Here is a 22,263-nt window from a genome sequence, read left to right on the forward strand (position 1 = left end):
AGACTTAACTTTTAATATTTAATAAAATTTGATCGCAAATTATCAATTTAATAATATTTCGAAACATTATTATTTAATTTTAAATAATGTTGAAATACAGTGTTGTGAATCTTGAAAAAAAAATTAAATTTGTTGACAATAATATTCAACCCTAATATATGGAACAATATAATATTGACCAGAAAATCCAGGAGTTTATTGCCAAGATTGAAGCAAAAAATCCTAATGAACCAGAATTTTTACAAGCCGTAAAAGAAGTAGCTGTGACTGTAATTCCGTTTATTATGACCAAGAAGGAATATACAGGAATGAAGCTTTTAGAAAGAATGGCTGAAGCTGAAAGAATCATTATCTTCAGAGTTCCATGGGTTGATGATAAAGGAGAGATCCAGGTCAACAGAGGTTTCAGAATTCAGATGAACTCTGCGATCGGACCATACAAGGGAGGAATCCGTTTCCATCCTACTGTAAACCTTTCAGTTCTTAAATTTTTAGCCTTCGAACAGGTATTTAAGAATTCATTGACTACCCTTCCAATGGGAGGAGGTAAAGGAGGTTCAGATTTCGATCCACAAGGAAAATCTGATATGGAAGTAATGCGTTTCTGCCAGGCTTTCATGACTGAATTATGCAAGCATATTGGTCCTGAAACAGATGTACCTGCAGGAGATATTGGTGTAGGAGCAAGAGAGATTGGATATCTTTTCGGACAATACAAAAAAATAAGAAACGAATTTACCGGAGTACTTACAGGAAAAGGTCTTGCTTATGGAGGTTCACTTATCCGTCCAGAAGCTACAGGCTACGGTGTAGTATACTTCGCAGAGCAAATGCTTAAAACGATCAACGAGACTTTCAAGGATAAAACTGTAAGCGTATCAGGTTTTGGAAATGTAGCCTGGGGAGTAATCAAAAAGGCAACTGAGCTTGGTGCTAAAGTAGTAACAATTTCTGGGCCGGATGGTTATATCTATGATAAAGACGGTATCAGCGGAGAAAAAATCGATTATTTATTAGAACTTAGATCTTCAGGAAACAACAGAGCTGAAGATTATGCTAAAAAATATCCTTCTGCTGAATTCCACGCCGGAAAACGTCCTTGGGAAGTGAAATGTGATGTAGCATTCCCTTCTGCAACCCAAAACGAACTGGATCTTGAAGATGCTAAAGTTTTGGTAGAAAACGGATGTCTTTGTGTTACTGAAGCAGCAAATATGCCTTCTACTTTAGACGCCATCAACTATTTCCTGGATAATAAAATATTGTTCTCACCTGGTAAGGCTTCCAACGCCGGAGGTGTTGCCACTTCAGGTCTTGAGATGACGCAGAACTCTATCCGTCTTAACTGGACTTCTGAAGAGGTTGATGCAAGACTGAAGGAGATCATGATCGGGATTCATAAAGCTTGCAGAGACTACGGAAAAGACGAAGATGGCTACGTAAACTATGTGAAAGGTGCAAATATTGCAGGATTCGTAAAAGTTGCGGAAGCAATGCTGGCTCAAGGAGTGGTATAAAAATAAACAAAGGTTGGGAAATTCCCAGCCTTTTTTGATATAGCCTGTTCCCGGGATAATGGGAAAAAAGTAAAAAGTGAAAGGAGAAAGCGCAGTATTTATACTGTGCTTTTTTATTTTTACAGGATGAAAACACCTTCAAAAATATAAACGATATTCTTTTGTTTCCTGATGAAATTCAACAAAAACTTATAGAATTGAGAGAAACCATTCATAGTACAAGTCAAAGCCCATGAGATAAATCAGAAAATCCTGAGACATTCATCTCAGGATTCCCCTTCTGTATGTACCATTTATTAATTTTTCTTTTTCATTTTTCTGTCACCTTTTACAGCATCTCTATTTTTCGAATTGGTGGTATCGGTTTTTGCCTTATCCCAGCCGTTGTTGCTGTTAGTATTATCCATATTATTGTTGTTATTCATAGTACTGTTGTCATTCCTCATATCCCGATTGCTCTTGGTGGTATCGGATCTCATGGTGTCTCTTTTCTGTGGGGTTACTTGTGCCGAAACAGCTACTGTTCCTACTAATAATGCTGTTGCTAAAATTAACTTTTTCATAATATTAATAATTTAAATGATATTATGTTAAATACAATTTTTATACTAAAATATTCTATAAGTTACTGTTTTAACGTGATTTATAATTTCTTAAGACAATTTAAATTATAAACCTCTCAGAATAAAAAATCCTGAGATAAATATCTCAGGATTCCCTTTCTACTTTGCTCAATATTTACTACTTAGATGACTTTGCTTTTTTCTTAGCTCTTCTTTCTTCTTTTGTTGTCTCTGCAGGCTTTGTAGCATCTGTTGCGGCCTCTGTATTCACTGTTGCCGTAGCATCAGTTGAAGCAGGAGTTGCCGCTGCATCTACCGTAGCAGTCGCTGTGGTATTTTGTGTTTGAGTGCTGGTGTCTGTAGTAGTGCTCGGCTGTGTATTCTGCTGTTGAGTCTGAGTGGTCTGGTTATTAGACGTATCGGCCGGCTTTTGTTGTGTCTGTGTCTGTGCCTGTGCCGATACTGCGATTACGCCGACTAAAGTAAACGCTGCAGTTAAAACTAACTTTTTCATAATGTAATATTTTAAATGGTTGTTTAACTTAAACGACACTCTTTTTACTAAATTATGTGTAATTATCTTATTTAACGTACTTTATAATTATTTAAGATTTTTTAAATGAAGGCTTATTTTGGAATATTCTTCATCATTCTCTCCACGAATTCAAATGCAGCGGGGCATATAACGGTGTTTTTCAGCATTAAACTGTTGATCTGGTAGATCTTTTTACGGTCTGTATGCGGATATTCGCGGCAGGCCTTAGGCCTTACTTCATAGATGGAGCAGGTATTGTCATTATTTAGAAAAAAGCATGGAAGGCTCTGAAGTACCTTGTCATTATCTTCATCCACTCTTAAAAACCTGGCTTCAAAATCAGCCTGTTTCATTCGCAGATGTTTTGAAATACGCTCAATATCTTTTTCGGTATATAAAGGTCCTGTTGTTTTACAGCAATTGGCACACTGCAGGCAATCAACTTCTTCAAAAACTTCCTCATGGGTCTCCTGAACGATATAATCGAGGTTTTTGGGCGGTTTCTTTTTCAATCCGTCTAGAAATTTCTTATGTTCTTTCTGCTTTTGTAAAGCCTGCTTTTTGTAAAGGTCTAAATTCATTTATTTATATCTCCTGCAAAGAAGGGAGATCTGCTTTTTGATATTCATTAATTTTATCCAGGTCTAATATGGTTGTCTGATCATTATTATCCGGATAATACATTGGAGCAAACTTAGCCCCGTAAACAATTTCCGCCGATACATAGGAAGACCTCTGAACTACCGTATTGGAAAAGACTTCATCAAATGCCCGGACCTGAACGATGATTTCAATATCCGTATTTTTAAAATCATCTTCGGAAAAGCCATAAAACGGTGAATCTTCCTTTATTTCATGAACTACCGTCCAGTTCAGCGCCAGGGTGTTGATCTTACTCAGATGAGTTTTTAAAGAATAAAAATTACTTTTTGGAACCCCATTCTCGATCACTTCAATAGCCGTTGAAACAATAACATCCGCATCCGTCAAAGCATTGTTTTTATAAGGAGCCAGCCTGAACATTAAAGCTCTTGATTCCTTAAACGGGGCAATAACTGCTATATCTGAAAACCGAAGGTAAGCTCTGGGTCTTGAAAATCTTCCGTAAAAAAGTCCGGTTGCAATGGCAAAGGTAAGCAATCCCAGAAACGCCTCAAAGGTAGCCACCAAGCTCGCCATGAAGCCTACAGGTGCAATTCTTCCGTAGCCTACTGTGGTAAAGGTTTGCGAGCTGAAGAAAAACACATCAATGAACTCGTTCATAGGATCACTTTTATCAATTCCGGTAAGATGTTCTACTCCAATGAGATAGTAAACCAGTGCAAATACCAGATTAATCAGGATATAAGCAACCACCAGGTAAGATAAGAAGCGGAAAGTAGACAGGTTCAGCATGGTGTGGTACCAGCTCAGCCTATTAAATACATTCACGCCTCTTCGCTTTACATTCGGAAGCCCATCCTTATTAATGAACCTCCCGGATGCATTGCTGCCAAAACCGCTGTTTTCGGTTTTTTTCTGACGGATCTTCTGTCTGAAACCTCTTGCCATTGTTATGATATTTATTTATTCGCTAAATGTAAATACACTAATTTGTTTTTATCAATTTTGCCTTTTTACGATGCAAAGATAAATTATTGTTTTCATGAAATTTATCAAGCTGCCAATTGAATTTTTAATTTGATTTTGCAGTACATTTGAAGCATGAAAAAATTGGAATCAAGAGAGGATATTGAGCATCTTGTTAATTCATTTTACACGAAAGTCGTTAAAGATGAGACGATTGGCTTTTTCTTTAATGATGTGGCCAAAGTAAACTGGGACAAGCATCTTCCGAAAATGTATTCGTTCTGGGAGTCTATTCTTTTTGGACAGATGAGCTATAAAGGAAATCCTATGGGTGTTCATTTTCCTATCAATGAAATTCAGGCTATGGAACAGAAACACTTTGACCAGTGGTTAAAGCTTTGGAGAGAAACCATTGAGGAAAATTTTGCCGGAGAAAATGCTGATACAGCCATTTATAAATCCGAAAACATTGCCAGGCTGATGGCTTTTAAAATGGAGCTGGCAAGGAGGCTGTGAGACGGATTTGAGAGTTTGATGAGGATTGATTATGGGACAATAACCGTAAAAATGTAGGCTGCAAGATTCACTAATAAAACGGTACCGTATAAGACATTGGTTTTTCCACGGCTTAAGGAAAGCATTACAATAAATACGGATAATGACAGCAGAATAATATCTTTTTTGTCAAGACCTAAAACCAACGGGATATCATAGACTATACAAACGGTAGACACTGCCGGAATCGTTAAACCAATGCTTGCCAAAGCAGATCCCAATGCCAGGTTTAAGCTGGACTGTATCTGATTACTTCTTGCAGCACGGATGGCAGCCACCCCTTCAGGAAGAAGTACAACCCCAGCAATAATTACTCCTACCAAAGATTTTGGAGCACCGATACTCTGCACCATTCCTTCAATGGTTCCGGAAAGCCCTTTGGCCATCAATACAACAATAATCAGACATACTACCAGAAAACCGAAGCTTATGAATGTCTTTTTCAACGAGGGAATGTAATGTTCTTCCGGATGCTCATCAGGAACGATAAAATAGCTTCTGTGACGCACGGTCTGAACCATCAGGAAAACTCCATAGATCACAAGACAGGCAATAGAGATAAAGATAAGTTGCGCTTCGTTATAGAAAGGTCCATTGACACTTGAGGTAAAATTGGGAAGCACAAGGGTAAGAACAAGAATTGAAACAATGCTTACCAGATAGGTTGTAGCAGAAGTCCTTGCAAAGAACTGTTCATGATATTTTACACCGCCTATAAGGATACAAATCCCCAAAATTCCGTTAAGAATGATCATTACGGCAGCAAAAACGGTATCTCTGGCCAGCGTGATCGCCTGATCTCCGCCGGCCACCATCAGTGAAATGATGAGCGCAACTTCAATAATAGTGATACAGAGGGCAAGAATAATAGTCCCGAAAGGCTCCCCTACTTTATGAGCCACCACTTCTGCATGATGTACTGCGGATAAAACACTTCCGGTGAGCAGGATGCCTGCAATAATATCATATAAAATTCCGGTTCCCATTAGTCCAGAGAAGTAATACCCTACAGCCAGGACAGGGAAAATATACGTATAATGTAAAAGTTCTTTTAATCTCATAAAGCGTCTACAAAATACAAAAAATCTATGAAATTTGAAATATCAAAAGAAAATATTAATAATATTTTAATGGATCCACAGGTTAAAATCCAGAAAATCCGTCAGCATATGAAACAAAAGACCAATGGCCACAATTCTGATATTTCCTTTAAAGAAGAGCAGCAAAAAATACACCGCAATGGCATAATAGGAGTGTAAAAGGTGAAAACCTATACTATTTCTTGAGGGATCGAAAACAGGACTGGCAAAAATATGGTCCAGATCTACGAGCATGGTAGCCAGCATAATGAGATAAGCTTTTTTCCAGTTTTTACGAAAAAAAACAAGGGCTATGAAAACCGGAAAAACCAGATGTAAAAAATAGTGTGTGAATGTTTTAAGGAATGCAATTTCAGATAAAGTCATTAATACTCAGTCAGTTTTTTAGGATTATGGAATCTTACCATCTTAAAATCAATGGCAGTTCTCCTTTCTTCGCTTTTATTTTCACCCAATAGTCTTGTGCTTTATTCCCGTAAAATATAAACTCTATATCGGAAAGCAGCTTTTTCTCTGCCGGTGATAAAATACTTAATGAAGAGATCAGCAGCGGGCTGTTTCTGATGAAGATATAGTTTTCTTTGATCTTTGGGGATAATACAATCGGTTTTCTGGTAGATTTTATGATAAATCCGCTATTATTTCTCTCTATATTATTCGGCTGAAAAGGAATTGCTGTGAATTGATTCTGGGCATTGATCCATTTCTTATGCTGAAAATATTCCCACGTCCTTCCAGTAGCTGCACTCTGAAGATCAATTACATAGTTGGGCTGAATAATTTTCTGAAAGGTTTTTTTCTCAATCTCATTAAAATTATCATCATAACCGTAGCTGATGATCGTGTCATTCACCTGTTCAAGATTTGCGGTCGCTTTTAAATACCCGATCTGAGCTGAGTCTGCAAGTTTTTCATCAAAAAAACGGGCGTATTTTTTCACATTACGGGCATCCAGCTCAACCTCTAAAAATCGGTTTTTCTTCTGAATATCAGCTACAATGGAAGCTAGAGATCCTGTTTCTGACGTATTTTTTATTTCAATTTCATCTGCTTTCAACTCAATTGAAAAATTCTGAATTTTCTGTCCGGAAATGAAAGAGATACTTCCTAAAGAATTATCGATAAACTCATCTGCAGTCAGCATGTTTTTTCCGGGAGACTGAAAAAGGAGTTTATTAATAATATGATCAAAAGCCTGATAAGAAGTTCCTATAATCCCGTTTCCACCTTCTATTTTGACGAAAATCTGATCTTTCCGGAATATGTTTTTTCCTTTGCTTGCAAACTGACAACTCTTTAAATAAGCTGAGAATTGTTGCGGGTCTTTTAGTTCAACCACGCAGTACCATTCTGAAAATTTAGTGTCTTTGAGGTGGAATATCTGTAAAAAATCCGGAGTTTTGATTCCTGAATCTTTTAATGAAATCGTTTTTTTATCTTTTGCTTTATTTTCTGTCCATTTTGAGGGATGGGCAATGAAGCTTAAAATATATTGTCCCGTTAATTTTTTCACATCGATCAAAACAACGGCATCTGCATTTTCAGGAACAAACTTTAATGCTTTGTTTTTATAGAAAAATACAAAATAGAACGCAGCTGCGAGCAGAAGGGTTAACGGGACAATAATTTTTTTCTTGTTCATTTACAGTATTTGAGTCTTCTTTTCCTCTTCATTAATTTTATAAATCTCATCAAACAGGTCAAAGAAATACATTAAGCTGTTTTCAGAAGAATTTTTAATGTTGTAGTCTATTTCTGTTTCTACGCTTTCTCCTTTCACCTCTGTTTTATAATACATTTCACCCACATTTTTTCTGATAAAATCCAGAGATTTTCTTTCGGAAGGTGTTTTAAATTCTTTTTCCAAACCGATTAAAAGCTTCTGAATATCCAGCCTTCCGGATAATGGATATTTAGATGAATCTTTCGCCCATTGTTTAGAAACATCAGACTGACTTTGAGGGTTGATATTGTCTGTAGAACTAGTCAGGTAAACAACACCGTCTTTTACTGTCATATACAGCTGATCCATATATCCACCCCCTTTTTCATCCTTAAATGAATAAAAGTTTCCGGTTTTTGAGAATTTCTTAGACAAATGCTTGTTAGTAGCCATTACATTGAAAACACGGTTCCAATAGCCTTCATTTTCTGTTGCAAAAGCAAACGTGAAATTAGGAACAGCTACATCTTTGGTTTTCTTTACTTCTTTTTCGTTGTAGTCATCATCATATTCGTAGTCTGTGTAATCTACCTTTTTGGATTTTAATTCATTCAGAACAAATATCCCGTTTCCTGGAGCTATTTTGGTGATGGCTTCTTCATCCAGAACAATTTTCATGGTCTCCATTATCAGTTCCATTTCTTTTTTATATTCACTATCTCCCGTCTCCTTAAGAAGGTCGTACATCAAATCGAAAGTTTTAGCTCCGTTGACATTCATTACATAGTAACCAATACTTTTTTCGTTGATCAGCGCTGCCAATTTCTTGTTTTTCTTACCTTTATAAACGGATGAAATGGTCTTCTGGATTTCCGGATTCTTATGCTGATAGTTGTTGACCAGCTTTACTTTATCCTTATCAAAATATAAATTGTAGTATGAACTTGATTCGTATGCATTTTTTAAAAACTGTCCAAATTCAAAACGCTTCATCATTTTTCCATAGATGCCATCATTGACCATTTTCCCGTAATCCGTATAAACATAAGCATCTGAATCAGGATCTCTGAAGGTGAGCATGGCTTTCGGAACCTCAATTTCTAAATTTGAGCTGAAGTATTGGTCAAAACGGTCTTCTGCAAGTTTTTTCACTATTTTGAAATTTTCAATACGTACAGAATCCAGTTCTTTCTGGTATGCTGTATCTGCTTCAGTCTCTGTATATTCCTCCTCTTTTGGGTACACTTCTTCACCTTCAGAATGCTGGGTATCTACATTTTCCTTCGGATATTTGTGATTCTTTTCCAGATACTTGATATCTTTCTGAATTCTGGTAATTTCCTTGTTGCTTTCCCTGATGTTATCCTTTAAATATTTGATTTGTTCCTTCAGGCTTATTATTTCTTCCTTATAGTCGAAAGGTATTTCAGGTTCTATGGCATAAGCGCTGTCCGCAGTAGCAACAGCAACACTGTCAGCAACAGTTGCCACACTGTCTATAACAACTTCCGACCAGGTGTCTTTATAGGGCTTGGTATAGTTTACCATACTCAGAACAGCACGGTCATTATTCCACGCAACAAAGATATTATCATCTATATCCACATAAGAATAATCCTTTTTCTTTGAAACTTCCAATCCTTTTTTCTTGGTAGCATTGATGAATTCCTGGAACTTTTCTTTATTATCTACAATAAAATGAGTCGTATAGGTCTGTATCGAGTCATTAAAACTCGCATAATGATATTGGGTAGCATCATATTTAATTCCCGTTTTGGAATAATCATTCCACGAAGATTTTTCTTTACTTTTCTTGTTCTTGCTTAATTCATGCAATAAAGGATTCAGCTTTTGCCAGTTGATTTTTTGGTTCAGCTGTTTCCCGTTGATCTCCATATAAAATATAGCATCGCTGGGAAGTTTCATGCTTTTCTGTGCAAAAACAAGCATAAAACCAAAAAGTATGAAAGTAATTATCTGTGTTTTTAATAATAGAGATTTCATGGTTGAGTTTTATATTTATTGAAATAATATAGTGTTTTGTAATTGTTTCTTTTGAAAAATAAGGTCTAAAATATCCGCTTCCAGTTTTACTGCTTTTTTATTCGGAGCCAATAGATACGTGCTGTTGGTCTGAGATTTTACGGTATTTTCAAACTGCATTACAGAGGTATATCTGGCATTATTGAAGATCTCCTTATCTGCCTTCCCCATTTTGTCGTAATCCGCTTTGAAGGTATTGACTTTATTTCTGGTCAATAATTTTTTCTGAAGATTCTGACTGTAAATTTGTGTGGGAACCATTTTTCCAAGGATATTTTTGGCTTTCAGCTGCTCCAGCCCGGCATTGATATTTTCAATCTTTTTAAAATTACAGCTCAGTTTGATGATATAATTATCAAAATCCATTGAGGTTTTTACATTACTGATTCCCGGAGTTGCTTTAAAAATTCTGGCCGCTTCATTAATTTTATTTTCAATTTCACCCTTTTTAGGAACTTTTTTCCCGTTAATCGTCTCCATTTTAGAAATGGAAGCCAACCTTGTTTTACTTTTACTGGCATTTAGAATAATCGTATATTCTCCCGTTCCGTCAGCCTTGACATTCACTTTATCCAAAATATCAAAACAGCTGGTCAGCAATAATAAAGGAAAAAGCAGTAAAAAAAGCTTCAGAAAATTTTTCATAATTGAGTTTTAAAAACACAAAACTACTTAATTCCGTTTGAAAATACTTTATGGACTCTGTTATTTCACTGAAAACAGCCATTTTTTCAAATTCTGCCTTTCAGATAATCCTGTCTCACTTCCTCATCCAACTTTTCAATGGCATATCTCAGACAGGTTCTCGGCATTTCCTGATAATGCTTATTCAGAAAGCTGATGAGCTCTGTTTCATTTTTCTGCCCCATTTCCCTAAGCAGCCATCCGTTGGCTTTATGCATCAGGTCATGGGTATGTTTAAGGTTTTTAGTCACGAATTCTTTCGTCAGCTCAAAAGATCCTTTTTTCACATAATGCATCGTACCAACCACAGCAATTCTCTTGTGCCACATTTCTTCAGAATCCGAAAGATTCCTCAAAAGTTCTTCCTTTCCGTTTTCGAAAGCATATCTTCCTAAAATCTTGTAACAGCTTGAATCTACCAGATCCCAATTATTAACATGCGGAAGATGATCCAGATAAAACTGTATGATTTCTTCTTTCACGGCCTTATCCTTTGTTTTTTCAAATTTAGAGATGAGTATGAATAGTGCGGTAAGCCTATGTTCGTGATATTTTGAAGACAGCAAAACACTAAGATCCTGCAGGCTTATCTTTGAATAATATTCTTTAGCAACCGATCTCTGATCCGGAACTTTCACGCCTAAAAACAAGTCTCCTTCTCCATATTCTCCTTTTCCTGTTTTGAAGAACTTCGGGAAGAATTCAGCTTTTTCGGGGATGGACAGTACTGCCAGTGCCTCTTCTATTTCTTTGATTACTCCTTTCATCTGAAACCTCCTACAAGTTTTACAAATATTTTCTTAGATCCCATAGAATAAACAGTAAGCATACTTCCGTCCGGCAAAAACTTCATATTCTGTTTAAAATCTGCAGATGTTCCATAACCACGCAAATTATCAATCTGAGAAATAACATCTCCAGGCCAGATTACACAGATAGGAGAATCTTCTGAAGCTCCGCTTCCACTTTTGCCAATAGTATTTACTACAGCATTGTACTGAAATACAGCCAGATCTTCCTTGCTCTTATCATCTAAAGATCTGTAGATATTTGACATATTTTTCAGTATCGATTTATTCAACGGATCTTTTGCATAGGCAGCCTCAGCCTTAGCTAAGATTTTCTCAGCTTTGCTTTTTGACGGTTTTTTTTCCGCAACTTTCCAAATTTCTTTGTAATCATCATTATAATTTGAGATTTCATCACCGGAACCCATAAAACGGCTTCCGTAATAAAGAAAATTCATTTGCTGCTGGGTAAGATTTTCCGGGTTCTTTTTGAAGACCTCCAGATAATTATTATATTCCTGAGGATTCTCTGTGACATTCTTTTTAATTTCCTCAACATTAATTTGAGAAAAATACAATCCAAAGCTCAGAATAAAAATAATCTGAAATAATTTATTCATATTAATTTGTGTTGTGTTTTTATTTATAATTAAGCATGTTCATCTGCCACAATACTTTCCTGCGCTTCCTCTTCTTTTGCAATGGCTTTCGGATTGGCTACTTTTGCAATAGTAAGTCCCTGAACGATAATTGAGAATACGACAACACAGTAAGTGATACTTAAGATGATCTCACTGTATTCGCTTTTTGGAATAGACATGGCCAATGCGATAGAAACTCCGCCACGGATTCCTCCCCAGACGAGAACTTTTACTGTTTGCGGACTAAATCTTGTTCGCAGAGACATAAATTTCGTGGGTATCCAGATCGAAATGAAACGGGCAATTAAAACGACTGCAATCGCCAGTAAACCAGGAATCATAAAGAACCTTAAATCTTTGATCATCAACAGTTCAAAACCGATAAACAGGAATAGCACGGCATTAAGAATTTCGTCGATCAGTTCCCAGAATTTGATGAGGTAATCCTGGGTAATGGATTTCATTTTGAACCTTACATTAAAATTACCCATGAATAAACCTGCAGCAACCATCGTTAACGGTCCGGAAATATGCATCTGTCTTGCAACAAGATACCCTCCCATTACTACGGAAAGTGTTACCAGAACAGAAATAATATAGTCATCTACCTCTCGCATCAGCCTGGAAGTGATCCATCCCAGGAAAACACCCAGCAGAATTCCGCCGCCGGCTTCTTTCATCAGAAGCAATCCGATACTTTCAACACCCAGATCTACTTCTTTCCCGATGGCAAGCTGTAAAACCACTGTAAATACCACTACGGCCATACCGTCATTGAAAAGAGACTCCCCAGCCACTTTGGTTTCCAGTGATTTAGAAACATTGGCCTGTTTCAGAATACTTAAAACAGCTACCGGATCGGTAGGGGAAATAAGCGCTCCAAAAAGCAGACAGAAGATAAACGGAAGCTGAATTCCTAAAAAAGGCAACAGATAAAACATCCCGAATCCTACCACAAATGTAGAAATAACCACTCCGGCCGTAGAAAATATCAACACCGGCCTGAACTGCTCCTTAAGATCATTGATATTGATGTGGATACCTCCCGCAAAGAGAAGGAAATTAAGCATTGCCCCCATCAGAACTTCTGTAAAGTCTATACTGTTCATTAACTTATTAAGATGCCCAAAAGTTCTCGGAAGCACTGTTTCTCCAAACATCACCAGAAAAATAGAAACCACGATGGCAATTACCATAATCCCAATGGTACTGGGAAGTTTCAGAAATCTGTAATTGAGATATGCAAAAATTGATGCCAATACTATTAAGGCTGAAAATGAATAATATAATTCCACTAAAGTGTGTTTTTTAATTAATTTATAAGTCTAAATAAAGTATTTTTATATATAGTTTATGCCCGTCTTTCTCCCAGATATCAAACATCCCGTCTTTGGCAGGCTGTGATCCTCTCACATAATCTTTCCCGATATTCAGGATATTCAGCAGGATGTATTCATCCCCCACAGAATTGACTAAATAGGCTGTTTTTTCAGAGCTTCCGTTTCCGGAATTCTTTATTCCTCCAGTAAGCAGACGGAACTGATTCAGATGATGCATGAAATTATTTCCTTCTTTCCGGGAATCATAAGCCCTCAGAAGAACTAGAAGTATATCCAGATTGGTAGGATCTTTACCATAGAGAACTTTGCCGAGCCTGATGCATTCTTCGAAATCATTCCGTTTAAAAGCATCCGTTAGATTCTTGAAGCTGTCGTCAACCGCTGAAATTTTATCATCCCTGAAATTCCTGCCGTAGTAAAGATACTGAGCTTCAATACTGTCCAGGGATTTAGGATATCCTTTGTATTTAAAAATCAGCTTCTCATAATTGTAGGGAGAATCCGGATTTTTAAGGTTTTTCTCAATGTTTTTCAAATCAATCTTTGACTTCTGGCTGAAACCGAAAACCGAAAGAAAAACCAATAGTAGAAAAAAGTGATATTTCATTAATCGTTGTTTTCTTCTTCCTCATCATTATCGAAATATTCGAAAAGGAAATCATTGTAAGGGAATCTGGAGATATGTATCTTCATTACCTCATCATAGATCATTTTCTTCATTTCCGGGAAATTTTCTTTCGTTAGAGCTGAAATGAATACAGTCGGATATTTAGATTTAGCCATCCATGTTTTTTTCCACTCTTCCAGAGAAACATTCTTTTTTGTAGACGGTGTAAGATCATCGTCATCCTTTTTATCATAGCTGAAATCATCAATTTTATTAAAAACCATGATCATCGGTTTCTGATGGGCATTGATCTCCATTAGCGTCTGATTAACAGATTCTACCTGATCTTCAAAGCTTTCATGGGAAATATCTACCACATGAATAAGCAGATCTGCTTCACGTACCTCATCCAGCGTAGATTTAAAAGATTCTACAAGCTGTGTCGGAAGCTTTCTGATAAAGCCTACCGTATCAGTAAGCAGAAACGGTAAATTGCCAATAACTACTTTTCTTACTGTTGTGTCTAAGGTGGCAAACAATTTATTTTCTGCAAAAACCTCAGATTTGGAAAGTGCGTTCATCAGCGTAGATTTTCCAACGTTGGTATATCCTACCAAGGCAGCACGCACCACCTTTCCACGGTTATTACGCTGGGTAGCCATCTGTCTGTCGATGGTTTTAAGTTTGTCTTTTAACAGGGAAATCCTGTCGCGGATGATACGGCGGTCAGTTTCAATCTCTGTTTCCCCGGGACCTCTCATCCCGATTCCCCCTTTCTGGCGTTCAAGGTGGGTCCACATTCTCGTCAAACGTGGTAAAAGATATTGATATTGTGCCAATTCCACCTGAGTTCTTGCATAGGAAGTTTGTGCTCTCTGTGCGAAAATATCAAGGATAAGGTTGGTTCTGTCAAGAATTTTCACCTCTATTTCCCTTTCGAGATTTTTAAGCTGGGAAGGAGACAGTTCATCATCGAAAATAATGGTTCCGATCTCGTTTTCCTTTACGTATTCCTTTATTTCCTGTGCTTTTCCGCTTCCAATAAACGTTTTGGAATCAGGCTGAGTTAATTTTTGAGTAAAACGTTTTTGAACCGTTGCACCTGCTGTGAAGGCTAAAAACTCAAGTTCATCCATATATTCCGTAAGCTTGTCTTCATCCTGATTTTGGGTAATAACCCCCACCAAAACTGCTCTTTCGTAATTATGTTGTTTCTTATCTAGCATTAATTTCTGTCTATGTTTGTGATTTTCACAAGATACCAATTTTCAGGAAAAAAAACAAAATCATTTTTTAATTTTCCTTATTTTTTAATGTTAATTTAAGTTTACAATATCATTCATTTGTAAAAAATCAATACCTTTATAACGCTGATTTGTAATTAATTAAAATTACAAATATTGTAAAAACTAACACCAAGATCATGAATTCCCGTATTAAATGTATGATTATTGATGATGATGAACTGGACAGGCTGGTTCTTCAGCATCATATCAGGCAGTACGATAATATAGAGATTGTGGCGTCTTTTAATTCGGCGGAAAAGGCAGTTCCCTACCTTGAATTTCCAATCGACCTGCTGATTTGTGAAACTACACTTAGCGGAATGAGCGGACTAGAATTCAGGAAACTGGCTTATAAGATTCCGGCCTGCATCTTCGTAAGTTCCCATCCGGAACTGGCTGCAGAAGCCTTTGAAATTGAAGCCCTGGATTTTGTCACAAAACCCCTTAAGGCAGAACGCTTCCAGCATTCTATAGAGAAAGTCTTCCATTTTTTTGAAATGAAAAAAAAATGCGAATGCTTCGATGCCCTTCTCGGAGAAAATTGTATTAAAATAAAAGAAAACGGTAACATTTCTCAGATCAGGCTTACCGATATCCTTTATCTTGAAGCATTAAAAGACTATACCCGGCTTGTTACGCATGAAAAGAAGCACTGTGTTCTAGATTCCCTGGGAAACCTCCTTCATAAAAGCTTTTTCAATTCTTTCATAAGAATCCATCGCAGCTATGCCGTACCCCGTCATTTCATCCGTGGAAAAAACAGCCATGAGATAGAGCTGATCCACCAGATCAGGCTTCCCATTGGCAGAACTTACAAAGAAAACCTGTCCTTCCTCAACCCTTAACAGCTGAGTACCAACATTTTTATCATAAAATGCCGTTGGTCGATTTTTTTTACCGTTAGTCTATTTTCCTTCAATCCGGTTGCGATATGTGGTAATTTAGTGTTCACAAATTTTCTTTTGAAAACTGAGATAACCAATTAATAACCACAAAAATATTTTACATGAAAAGAACATCTATTCACTGCTTCTTTCTCATTCTGTTCACCTTTTCCGTCAGTATCCTGAACGCTCAATCGGCAGTTCTGGCCACGGGAACAAATGCATCAGGAGGCAACGGCTCGGTTTCTTACAGTGTCGGCCAGACGGCTTATCTGTACAAGGGAGCAAATTCCCAAGTATTGGAAGGCGTACAGCAGGCCTACGAGATTACGACACTTTCTGCCAACGAAACCACAACAAAGCAAGAAGGCATTCTACTCTATCCGAATCCAACCAGAGATTATCTGTATATAGATTTTTCTTCTGTTTCATATAAAGGATCGGAATACCAGCTGTTCGACGCTCAGGGCAAACTGATCAAAAAGGACGTGATCTTACAGTCAAAGTCCGAACTTAATCTTTCCTCTCTCCCTTCAGCGGTTTATATTATCAGAATCAATCAGAATGGAGAAAATTTAAAAACCTTTAAAGTCATCAAAAAATAACGCCATGAAAAAAATATTACTATCTCTGGGGATCATGCTTGGTCTCTTTCTCGGACATGCTCAGGCACCGGAAAAAATGAGCTATCAGGCCGTGATGAGAAACGGATCCGGCCAACTATTGGTCAATCAAAATATCGCTGTAAAAGTAAGTATACTGACAGGCTCTCTCATTGGGCCACTAGTCTATTCTGAAAGACTTACAGGAAGTACAAATGCCAACGGACTCATCAGCCTGGAAATAGGAACCGGAACCGTTCTTTCAGGAACTTTTTCTACTATAGACTGGCCAACGGGAAACTATTATCTAAAAACTGAAACCGATCCGGCCGGAGGTACCAACTATACAATAGCAGGAACAAGCCAGCTATTAAGCGTACCTTATGCCATGTATGCCAAATCGGCTGGCGGAACAGGCGGAAGCTTTACTATTCCTTATACCAATACAGTGAATCATGCCTCTAACCTTTTTACACTGATCAATGACGGTGACGGAGCTTCTCTGGAAGGAGTGAATAATACCACCACCTCCAACATTGCTGCCGTGCGGGGAATTGTAAACAATGTAGCGGCAGGTGGATTTTCCAGCGGTGTCCGCGGTATCAATAACGCAACCGGCGGATTGGGTGTAGGAGTCTATGGAAGCCAGAACGGAAGCGGATGGGGAGTTTACGGTGTTACACCTAACGGATTAGGAGTCTATGGAAATGCAAGCGCAAACGGAACCGGAGTATACGCAAACAGTAATACAGGAACCGGACTTACAGCAACCAGTAATAACGGAATTCCTGCAAGTATATCAATATTCAACAATGCCAATAATAACAATGCCCTCAATGTTTCCAGTGTCGGAAACGGAACGGTAGTGAATGTAACCACTACCGGAAACGGAGCCGGAGTACGCAGTTCTACAGCTGCTGGATTTGCATTGCACGGCATTACGAGTGCACAGACCTCTGCAGGTATAGTAGGTGATAATAATGGAGCTGGTGAAGCGGTGGTCGGCAGAACAACCAGTGATATTGCCGGGGCAGTAGTAGGCCGTAATGACGGTGGAGGTTATGGGGTAAGAGGTTTTGTTGCAACCAATACAACCGGAACGGCTGTCGGGGTTTTAGGACAGGTAGGATTAAACAACAGTAAAGGACGTGCAGGACGCTTTGAAAATTTTAATGCCACCAACGAAATCAATAATGTATTTGAGGTAGAAACCAACGGTAATGGAAACATTCCGGATAATACCCAGGGTAATGCAGCTTCTTTCTTAGTTGATAATACGAACAGTGTAGGGGCAGCGGTAAGAGGTGAAGTAAATACTATTTTCGGAAACTTTGGTGCCGCAGCTATTTTTGGAATTTCGTCCGGAACAGGAGGTCGTGCAGGATTATTCTATGCATCAAATCCTGCTGGAAACGGAGCTTCATTAATTGCTTTAACTGATGGAAACGGAAACGCCATCACCGCCAATGCAGGTAAAGACGGAAATGGTGTTGAAACCAATATTGATGGAGCAGGAAATGCTTTGTATGCATGGGTACCTACTTTTTCAGAAGGACGTGCAGGAAGGTTTGAGATTTTCAATGAAGACAATGAAAACGAAGTAATATCTGTAAAAACAGTTGGTAACGGTATTGCGGGAAACTTCAAAGTGGATCGTACTACCGGTACATCACCTGCTGTAAAAGGTGAAGTGAATTCTATATTTGCCAACTTTGGGACTGCAGGTGTATATGGACTTTCATCAGGCACCGGAGGATACGCAGGTTTATTTTATTCTTCAAATGCCAGCGGTAATGGTCCGGCTGTACTTGCTCTTACAGAAGGCAGCGGAAATGGTATTACTGCAAATGCCGGTGGCACCGGAGATGGTATAGAAGCCTCATGTGATGGAAATGGCAATGCAGTTTCAGGCTTTATCCCTAATTTCGGGACTGGTAAAGCAGGAAGGTTCGCCAACTTCAATAATGCCAATGCCCAGCCGGTAGTTCATGTAACAACCACCGGTACTGGTTCTACCCTGCTTGTTAACCATCAGGGACCATCAGGCAATATTTCAGTATACCAGAGTGCTTCAGTGAACGTAGCCCGTATCAACAAAGCAGGAAGAGGATTTTTCAACGGCGGAACTCAAAGCAGCGGAGCAGACGTTGCAGAAGTCTTTGATGTTGAAGGAAATATTTCTGAATATGAAACCGGGGATATTCTTGTGATCTCCACAAATTCGGATCGAACTGTAGAAAGATCTTCGAAACCCTATTCTACTCTTGTAGCGGGAGTATATGCTACCCAACCGGGAGTATTGCTTACTGAAGAACATATAGATGCTGATATTTCCGGTAAAGTTCCCATGGGAGTTATCGGTGTTATCCCTACCAAGGTATGCCTGGAAGGCGGTAAAATTAAAAGGGGAGATCTTTTGGTCACCTCATCAAAACCGGGAACTGCCATGAAAGCGAATCCTAAAAAAGTGAAAATAGGACAGGTGATTGGTAAAGCACTTCAGGACTATGACCAAAACTCAACCGGTAAAATTAAAGTATTGGTAAATATTAAATAAGCTATCATGAAATCACTATATATCATTACATTTTTGGCATTAAGCGTATCTGTTTATGCCCAAGAAAATAAGAAAGCTCTTGAATCTGAAGATCAGTCCCAGGTCGTGAAACAGCTCAGAGAACAGGAAGCCCAGCTGGTAAAAACAGCTCAGGAAAATGCTCCTAAAAAGCAAAACGTAACCACATTGGCTTCAGAACAGGGTCTTGAAGTAAAAAAACAAGACGCAAAAGCTCAGTCTTCCAATTCAAATAATACCTCGGGAAAATTATTGCCCAATACGGCAACTTTAGAAGAAATAAAAGCTTCTATTCCCAACAGGCAGGTATCCCGTACCAGTACAGCGAATTCTAGGAACACAAATAGCAATGTCATAGGTCTGCCCAATACAGCAACCTTAGAAGAAATAAAAAAAACAATTCCAAAAAACTGATAATCATAACCAGATTTCAAGCAAAAAGTCCGCTCAGTGCGGACTTTTATATTTTCATATTCGATGATTTATTTAGAATCTTCAAAATTCAGGTTTCCTTTTGTAAAAACAGTATTCTTAATCCCAATCTGCAGCTACAAATTTCATAGAATTTCCATTGTCATCTGATAAAGTCAGAAAATGCCCTTCTATGGAATAATCAGTCATTTTATCGAATTTCTGGATAAAAGCGTTTTCCAATTCCATATTCTGGCAGGCCTTCAGTGTGCTTCCCACTCCTGAGATCTTTACTTTTCCGTTGGCTTTAAATTCGGAAGTGAAAAACATACCGTTGCACCCCATATTGGCACTTCCTTTTATTTTCCCTTTCTCCAGGGCACCTGTTAGATTGATTTCCGCTCTGTTTTTAATCAATTCTTCTTTGGAAAATTTATCAAAAGAAACGAGCATCCATTGTCTTTGAAGACTTGGATTTTTTTCCGGGACCGAAGAGCAGCTACCTACAACTCCTAAAAGCAAAATGGCAAAAAATGATAAGAGTATTTTTTTCATGGGGATTATCCTTCCATTTTCATACCATTCCGGGGCAGAATATCGTAAAAATTAGTAAATTAGCGACACAAAAATTATTTTATAAAATGAAAAGACTATTTCTACTGTTCACTTTCTTATTGGGCTTTGCTCAGATGAGGGCGGATGAGGGGATGTGGCTGTTAATGCTCATCAAAAGACTTAACGGGGTCGACATGCAAAAAGAAGGACTGCATTTGACACCTGAAGAAATTTATTCAGTAAACAATTCAAGCTTAAAGGATGCTATCGTGAGTTTCGGAGGTTTTTGTACCGGAGAAATTGTTTCTGACAAAGGACTTATTTTCACGAACCACCACTGCGGTTACGGTGCTGTAGCTGCCGCTTCTACTCCGGAAAAAGATTATCTGAAAAACGGATTCTGGGCTATGAAGCAGAAGGATGAATTTAATGCAAAAGATCTTTATGTAAGGTTTTTAGTTAGAATGGATGATGCTACGCAAAGAATCACTTCCAAGCTAAACAACAATATGACCGGAGCAGAGAGAAAGGCAGTTATTGATGCTGAAACAAAAGCAATCCAGACTGAAAACTCTGAAAACGGAAAATACACAGTAGTCGTAAAAGATTTCTTCAATGGGAATGAATTTTACTATTTTGTATATCAGGATTATAAAGATATCAGATTGGTAGGTGCACCACCTTCATCATTAGGTAAATTCGGAGGTGATACAGATAACTGGGAATGGCCGAGACATACTGCTGACTTCACGGTATTCAGAGTGTATGGGGATGCAGCGGGTAACCCTGCAGAATATGCAGCAGGTAATGTTCCATTGAAGCCTAAGCACTTCCTTCCGGTTTCTCTTAAAGGGATCAAGCCTGGAGATTTCTCTATGATCTTAGGATATCCTGGAAGAACAAACCGTTACCTTACGTCTTACGGAATCCAGCAGATGGTAAACAAAGACTATCCGGCTTGGGTGGAAGCGTCCAAACTGGCTATGGATGTTATGAAAAAGTATATGGACAAGGATAAAGCGACTCAGCTTAACTATGCGTCTCAATATGCTTCTGTAGCCAATTACTGGAAAAACAGACAGGGAACTATCGACGCAGTAGATAAAAACGGAACGATCTCTGACAAACAAAAGATTGAGGATACTTACAGAAAATGGTCTGCATTACCAGGAAACGCAGAATATGATGGTATTTTAGAAGATATTGGAGCTTATTACAAGCAGGTTTCTGACAGAAATGTTGAAAGAAATTATGCTTCGCAGTTCTCAAGAAATGCAAAATATATCACTCTTGCTTTACAGGTAGGTTCTGTTCTAAAGGCATATGCTGCTCAGGATATGCAAGGAAGATTAGCTATGAAAGCTAAAACTGAAACTGCAATTAAAGAAGCTTATGAAAACTTCAATCCTTCTCTGGAAGGAGAAATGCTGGCTTCTATGGCAGGTCTTTACCAGTCAAGAGTAACGAATAAAGAAGTGGCATCTGCTACTATTCTAGGACTAGATTCCAAAACGCTTTCTAACGTTGCCTATTCTTCAATTTTTGCCAATAAGACTTCCGCTACAAACTTCGTATTAAACCCAGATGCATTGAAGCTTGATGCTGATCCTCTTTGGAAAATTGCCAACGGAATTGTTGCTGACCAGAAAATGAGCATGGAGAAGTATTCTAAAGTTGATGATAACTTCAACAAGAACAACCGTCTATTCTTAGCTGGATTAATGAAGGCTATGCCTGAGAAAAAATTCTATCCGGATGCTAACTCTACGATGAGATTAACTTACGGAACGGTAGATAAACTTCCTGTTAGAAATGACAGAAACTATTTTGGAGTTACTGACAACTATTATACTGATATGACCGGTCTTGTAGGAAAATATAAGAAAGGTGATGAGGAATTTGATCTTCCTCAAAGAGTGATCGATCTTTATAACCTTAAGGATTTCGGACAGTATGCTGATGCTGCAGGATATATGCCTGTAAACTTCCTTTCTAACAATGACATTACAGGTGGTAACTCCGGTTCCCCGGTAATTGACGGAGACGGAAACCTTATCGGTATTGCATTCGATGGAAACAGTGAAGCATTAAGCGGTGATATTGTATTTGAACAGGACTGGCAGAAAACCATCAACGTAGATGTACGTTTTGTTCTTTGGACAATCGACAAATATGCAGGGGCAAGAAGACTGATCGACGAATTGAAGCTTGTAAGAGGAGAAAATACACCTCCTGATACAAAAACTAAAAATTCAGGAACTACTCAGATGCCTAAGAAAGCAAAAAAGGTAAAATAATCTTTTCTGATAAATTTTTAAAACCGTGAATGTACGTTCACGGTTTTT

At 38.1% G+C, this 22,263-nt stretch carries 22 protein-coding genes; 7 read left to right on the forward strand and 15 right to left on the reverse strand.

Annotated elements, in window-relative coordinates:
* Positions 1 to 158 precede the first annotated feature (158 nt).
* The gene (gene gdhA / locus J2T03_RS12620; RefSeq protein ID WP_223558007.1) at positions 159 to 1,517 is read left to right on the forward strand and encodes an NADP-specific glutamate dehydrogenase; all 1,359 of its coding nucleotides are present in this window, start codon (positions 159 to 161) and stop codon (positions 1,515 to 1,517) included.
* A 296-nt stretch (positions 1,518 to 1,813) separates the two neighbouring features.
* Here gdhA and J2T03_RS12625 read toward each other — a convergent pair whose 3' ends face one another.
* The 4 genes from J2T03_RS12625 to J2T03_RS12640 form a co-directional block, all read right to left on the reverse strand.
* The gene (locus J2T03_RS12625) at positions 1,814 to 2,080 is read right to left on the reverse strand and encodes a hypothetical protein (RefSeq protein WP_306840818.1); all 267 of its coding nucleotides are present in this window, start codon (positions 2,078 to 2,080) and stop codon (positions 1,814 to 1,816) included.
* A 178-nt stretch (positions 2,081 to 2,258) separates the two neighbouring features.
* Complete coding sequence (locus J2T03_RS12630; RefSeq protein WP_307211529.1) at positions 2,259 to 2,594, reverse strand: hypothetical protein; 336 nt, start codon at positions 2,592 to 2,594, stop codon at positions 2,259 to 2,261.
* A gap of 113 nt (positions 2,595 to 2,707) precedes the next feature.
* Positions 2,708 to 3,196 (reverse strand): YkgJ family cysteine cluster protein, encoded by a 489-nt coding sequence (locus tag J2T03_RS12635; protein WP_306840822.1) that lies wholly within the window; start codon positions 3,194 to 3,196, stop codon positions 2,708 to 2,710.
* 4 nt (positions 3,197 to 3,200) lie between these two features.
* A complete protein-coding gene (locus J2T03_RS12640; protein WP_307211531.1) occupies positions 3,201 to 4,166 on the reverse strand; it encodes an ion channel in 966 nt (321 codons plus the stop codon).
* Between the two features lie 153 nt (positions 4,167 to 4,319).
* Here J2T03_RS12640 and J2T03_RS12645 point away from each other — a divergent pair, with 153 nt between their 5' ends.
* On the forward strand, positions 4,320 to 4,700 hold the full coding sequence (locus J2T03_RS12645; protein ID WP_307211533.1) for a group III truncated hemoglobin: 381 nt from the start codon (positions 4,320 to 4,322) through the stop codon (positions 4,698 to 4,700).
* Between the two features lie 29 nt (positions 4,701 to 4,729).
* Here J2T03_RS12645 and J2T03_RS12650 read toward each other — a convergent pair whose 3' ends face one another.
* From J2T03_RS12650 to hflX, 10 genes are all read right to left on the reverse strand, one after another.
* A complete protein-coding gene (locus tag J2T03_RS12650) occupies positions 4,730 to 5,800 on the reverse strand; it encodes a calcium:proton antiporter (RefSeq protein WP_306840828.1) in 1,071 nt (356 codons plus the stop codon).
* A gap of 66 nt (positions 5,801 to 5,866) precedes the next feature.
* Positions 5,867 to 6,205 (reverse strand): DUF6122 family protein, encoded by a 339-nt coding sequence (locus tag J2T03_RS12655; protein WP_307211534.1) that lies wholly within the window; start codon positions 6,203 to 6,205, stop codon positions 5,867 to 5,869.
* A 34-nt stretch (positions 6,206 to 6,239) separates the two neighbouring features.
* Positions 6,240 to 7,481, reverse strand: coding sequence for a hypothetical protein (locus tag J2T03_RS12660; RefSeq protein ID WP_307211535.1), 1,242 nt, complete (start codon positions 7,479 to 7,481; stop codon positions 6,240 to 6,242).
* A complete protein-coding gene (locus tag J2T03_RS12665) occupies positions 7,482 to 9,506 on the reverse strand; it encodes a hypothetical protein (RefSeq protein ID WP_307211537.1) in 2,025 nt (674 codons plus the stop codon).
* A 15-nt stretch (positions 9,507 to 9,521) separates the two neighbouring features.
* Positions 9,522 to 10,190: a hypothetical protein gene (locus tag J2T03_RS12670; protein ID WP_306840836.1), complete on the reverse strand. Its 669-nt coding sequence runs from the start codon at positions 10,188 to 10,190 to the stop codon at positions 9,522 to 9,524.
* An 86-nt stretch (positions 10,191 to 10,276) separates the two neighbouring features.
* A complete protein-coding gene (locus J2T03_RS12675; protein ID WP_307211538.1) occupies positions 10,277 to 10,996 on the reverse strand; it encodes a DNA alkylation repair protein in 720 nt (239 codons plus the stop codon).
* On the reverse strand, positions 10,993 to 11,637 hold the full coding sequence (locus tag J2T03_RS12680) for a DUF4919 domain-containing protein (RefSeq protein ID WP_307211540.1): 645 nt from the start codon (positions 11,635 to 11,637) through the stop codon (positions 10,993 to 10,995). Before J2T03_RS12680 ends, J2T03_RS12675 begins: the two co-directional genes overlap by 4 nt.
* Before the next feature lie 29 nt (positions 11,638 to 11,666).
* Positions 11,667 to 12,953 (reverse strand): cation:proton antiporter, encoded by a 1,287-nt coding sequence (locus J2T03_RS12685; RefSeq protein ID WP_306840840.1) that lies wholly within the window; start codon positions 12,951 to 12,953, stop codon positions 11,667 to 11,669.
* Positions 12,954 to 12,975: 22 nt separating this feature from the next.
* The gene (locus J2T03_RS12690; protein WP_307211542.1) at positions 12,976 to 13,605 is read right to left on the reverse strand and encodes a DUF4919 domain-containing protein; all 630 of its coding nucleotides are present in this window, start codon (positions 13,603 to 13,605) and stop codon (positions 12,976 to 12,978) included.
* The gene (gene hflX, locus J2T03_RS12695) at positions 13,605 to 14,831 is read right to left on the reverse strand and encodes a GTPase HflX (RefSeq protein WP_306840843.1); all 1,227 of its coding nucleotides are present in this window, start codon (positions 14,829 to 14,831) and stop codon (positions 13,605 to 13,607) included. Before hflX ends, J2T03_RS12690 begins: the two co-directional genes overlap by 1 nt.
* Positions 14,832 to 15,028: 197 nt before the next feature.
* On the opposite strand from hflX, the gene J2T03_RS12700 reads away from it, so the two are divergent.
* The 4 genes from J2T03_RS12700 to J2T03_RS12715 all read left to right on the forward strand — a co-directional run bounded on the left by J2T03_RS12700 (position 15,029) and on the right by J2T03_RS12715 (position 19,366).
* Positions 15,029 to 15,736, forward strand: a complete 708-nt coding sequence (locus J2T03_RS12700) for a LytR/AlgR family response regulator transcription factor (protein ID WP_307211544.1) — start codon at positions 15,029 to 15,031, stop codon at positions 15,734 to 15,736.
* A 161-nt stretch (positions 15,737 to 15,897) separates the two neighbouring features.
* Positions 15,898 to 16,380 (forward strand): T9SS type A sorting domain-containing protein, encoded by a 483-nt coding sequence (locus tag J2T03_RS12705; protein WP_307211546.1) that lies wholly within the window; start codon positions 15,898 to 15,900, stop codon positions 16,378 to 16,380.
* Between the two features lie 4 nt (positions 16,381 to 16,384).
* Positions 16,385 to 18,934, forward strand: a complete 2,550-nt coding sequence (locus J2T03_RS12710; RefSeq protein WP_307211548.1) for a beta strand repeat-containing protein — start codon at positions 16,385 to 16,387, stop codon at positions 18,932 to 18,934.
* 6 nt (positions 18,935 to 18,940) lie between these two features.
* Positions 18,941 to 19,366 carry a hypothetical protein gene (locus tag J2T03_RS12715; protein WP_307211549.1) on the forward strand — a complete coding sequence of 142 codons (426 nt, stop codon included), beginning with the start codon at positions 18,941 to 18,943 and terminating at the stop codon, positions 19,364 to 19,366.
* 117 nt (positions 19,367 to 19,483) lie between these two features.
* On the opposite strand, the gene J2T03_RS12720 is transcribed toward J2T03_RS12715, so the two are convergent.
* The gene (locus J2T03_RS12720) at positions 19,484 to 19,918 is read right to left on the reverse strand and encodes an META domain-containing protein (RefSeq protein ID WP_306840850.1); all 435 of its coding nucleotides are present in this window, start codon (positions 19,916 to 19,918) and stop codon (positions 19,484 to 19,486) included.
* A gap of 86 nt (positions 19,919 to 20,004) precedes the next feature.
* On the opposite strand from J2T03_RS12720, the gene J2T03_RS12725 reads away from it, so the two are divergent.
* Positions 20,005 to 22,215 (forward strand): S46 family peptidase, encoded by a 2,211-nt coding sequence (locus J2T03_RS12725; RefSeq protein WP_307211552.1) that lies wholly within the window; start codon positions 20,005 to 20,007, stop codon positions 22,213 to 22,215.
* Positions 22,216 to 22,263: the final 48 nt, after the last annotated feature.

This window comes from Chryseobacterium lathyri, assembly GCF_030812195.1.
In the GTDB taxonomy this organism is placed as follows: Bacteria; Bacteroidota; Bacteroidia; order Flavobacteriales; family Weeksellaceae; genus Chryseobacterium; species Chryseobacterium lathyri_A.

Bases quoted from the DNA above. Each gene is read 5' to 3' on its own strand.
- gdhA (WP_223558007.1), top strand. From the start codon at position 159: ATGGAACAATATAATATTGACCAGAAAATCCAGGAGTTTATTGCCAAG.
- J2T03_RS12625 (WP_306840818.1), bottom strand. From the start codon at position 2,080: ATGAAAAAGTTAATTTTAGCAACAGCATTATTAGTAGGAACAGTAGCT.
- J2T03_RS12630 (WP_307211529.1), bottom strand. From the start codon at position 2,594: ATGAAAAAGTTAGTTTTAACTGCAGCGTTTACTTTAGTCGGCGTAATC.
- J2T03_RS12635 (WP_306840822.1), bottom strand. From the start codon at position 3,196: ATGAATTTAGACCTTTACAAAAAGCAGGCTTTACAAAAGCAGAAAGAA.
- J2T03_RS12640 (WP_307211531.1), bottom strand. From the start codon at position 4,166: ATGGCAAGAGGTTTCAGACAGAAGATCCGTCAGAAAAAAACCGAAAAC.
- J2T03_RS12645 (WP_307211533.1), top strand. From the start codon at position 4,320: ATGAAAAAATTGGAATCAAGAGAGGATATTGAGCATCTTGTTAATTCA.
- J2T03_RS12650 (WP_306840828.1), bottom strand. From the start codon at position 5,800: ATGAGATTAAAAGAACTTTTACATTATACGTATATTTTCCCTGTCCTG.
- J2T03_RS12655 (WP_307211534.1), bottom strand. From the start codon at position 6,205: ATGACTTTATCTGAAATTGCATTCCTTAAAACATTCACACACTATTTT.
- J2T03_RS12660 (WP_307211535.1), bottom strand. From the start codon at position 7,481: ATGAACAAGAAAAAAATTATTGTCCCGTTAACCCTTCTGCTCGCAGCT.
- J2T03_RS12665 (WP_307211537.1), bottom strand. From the start codon at position 9,506: ATGAAATCTCTATTATTAAAAACACAGATAATTACTTTCATACTTTTT.
- J2T03_RS12670 (WP_306840836.1), bottom strand. From the start codon at position 10,190: ATGAAAAATTTTCTGAAGCTTTTTTTACTGCTTTTTCCTTTATTATTG.
- J2T03_RS12675 (WP_307211538.1), bottom strand. From the start codon at position 10,996: ATGAAAGGAGTAATCAAAGAAATAGAAGAGGCACTGGCAGTACTGTCC.
- J2T03_RS12680 (WP_307211540.1), bottom strand. From the start codon at position 11,637: ATGAATAAATTATTTCAGATTATTTTTATTCTGAGCTTTGGATTGTAT.
- J2T03_RS12690 (WP_307211542.1), bottom strand. From the start codon at position 13,605: ATGAAATATCACTTTTTTCTACTATTGGTTTTTCTTTCGGTTTTCGGT.
- hflX (WP_306840843.1), bottom strand. From the start codon at position 14,831: ATGCTAGATAAGAAACAACATAATTACGAAAGAGCAGTTTTGGTGGGG.
- J2T03_RS12700 (WP_307211544.1), top strand. From the start codon at position 15,029: ATGAATTCCCGTATTAAATGTATGATTATTGATGATGATGAACTGGAC.
- J2T03_RS12705 (WP_307211546.1), top strand. From the start codon at position 15,898: ATGAAAAGAACATCTATTCACTGCTTCTTTCTCATTCTGTTCACCTTT.
- J2T03_RS12710 (WP_307211548.1), top strand. From the start codon at position 16,385: ATGAAAAAAATATTACTATCTCTGGGGATCATGCTTGGTCTCTTTCTC.
- J2T03_RS12715 (WP_307211549.1), top strand. From the start codon at position 18,941: ATGAAATCACTATATATCATTACATTTTTGGCATTAAGCGTATCTGTT.
- J2T03_RS12720 (WP_306840850.1), bottom strand. From the start codon at position 19,918: ATGAAAAAAATACTCTTATCATTTTTTGCCATTTTGCTTTTAGGAGTT.
- J2T03_RS12725 (WP_307211552.1), top strand. From the start codon at position 20,005: ATGAAAAGACTATTTCTACTGTTCACTTTCTTATTGGGCTTTGCTCAG.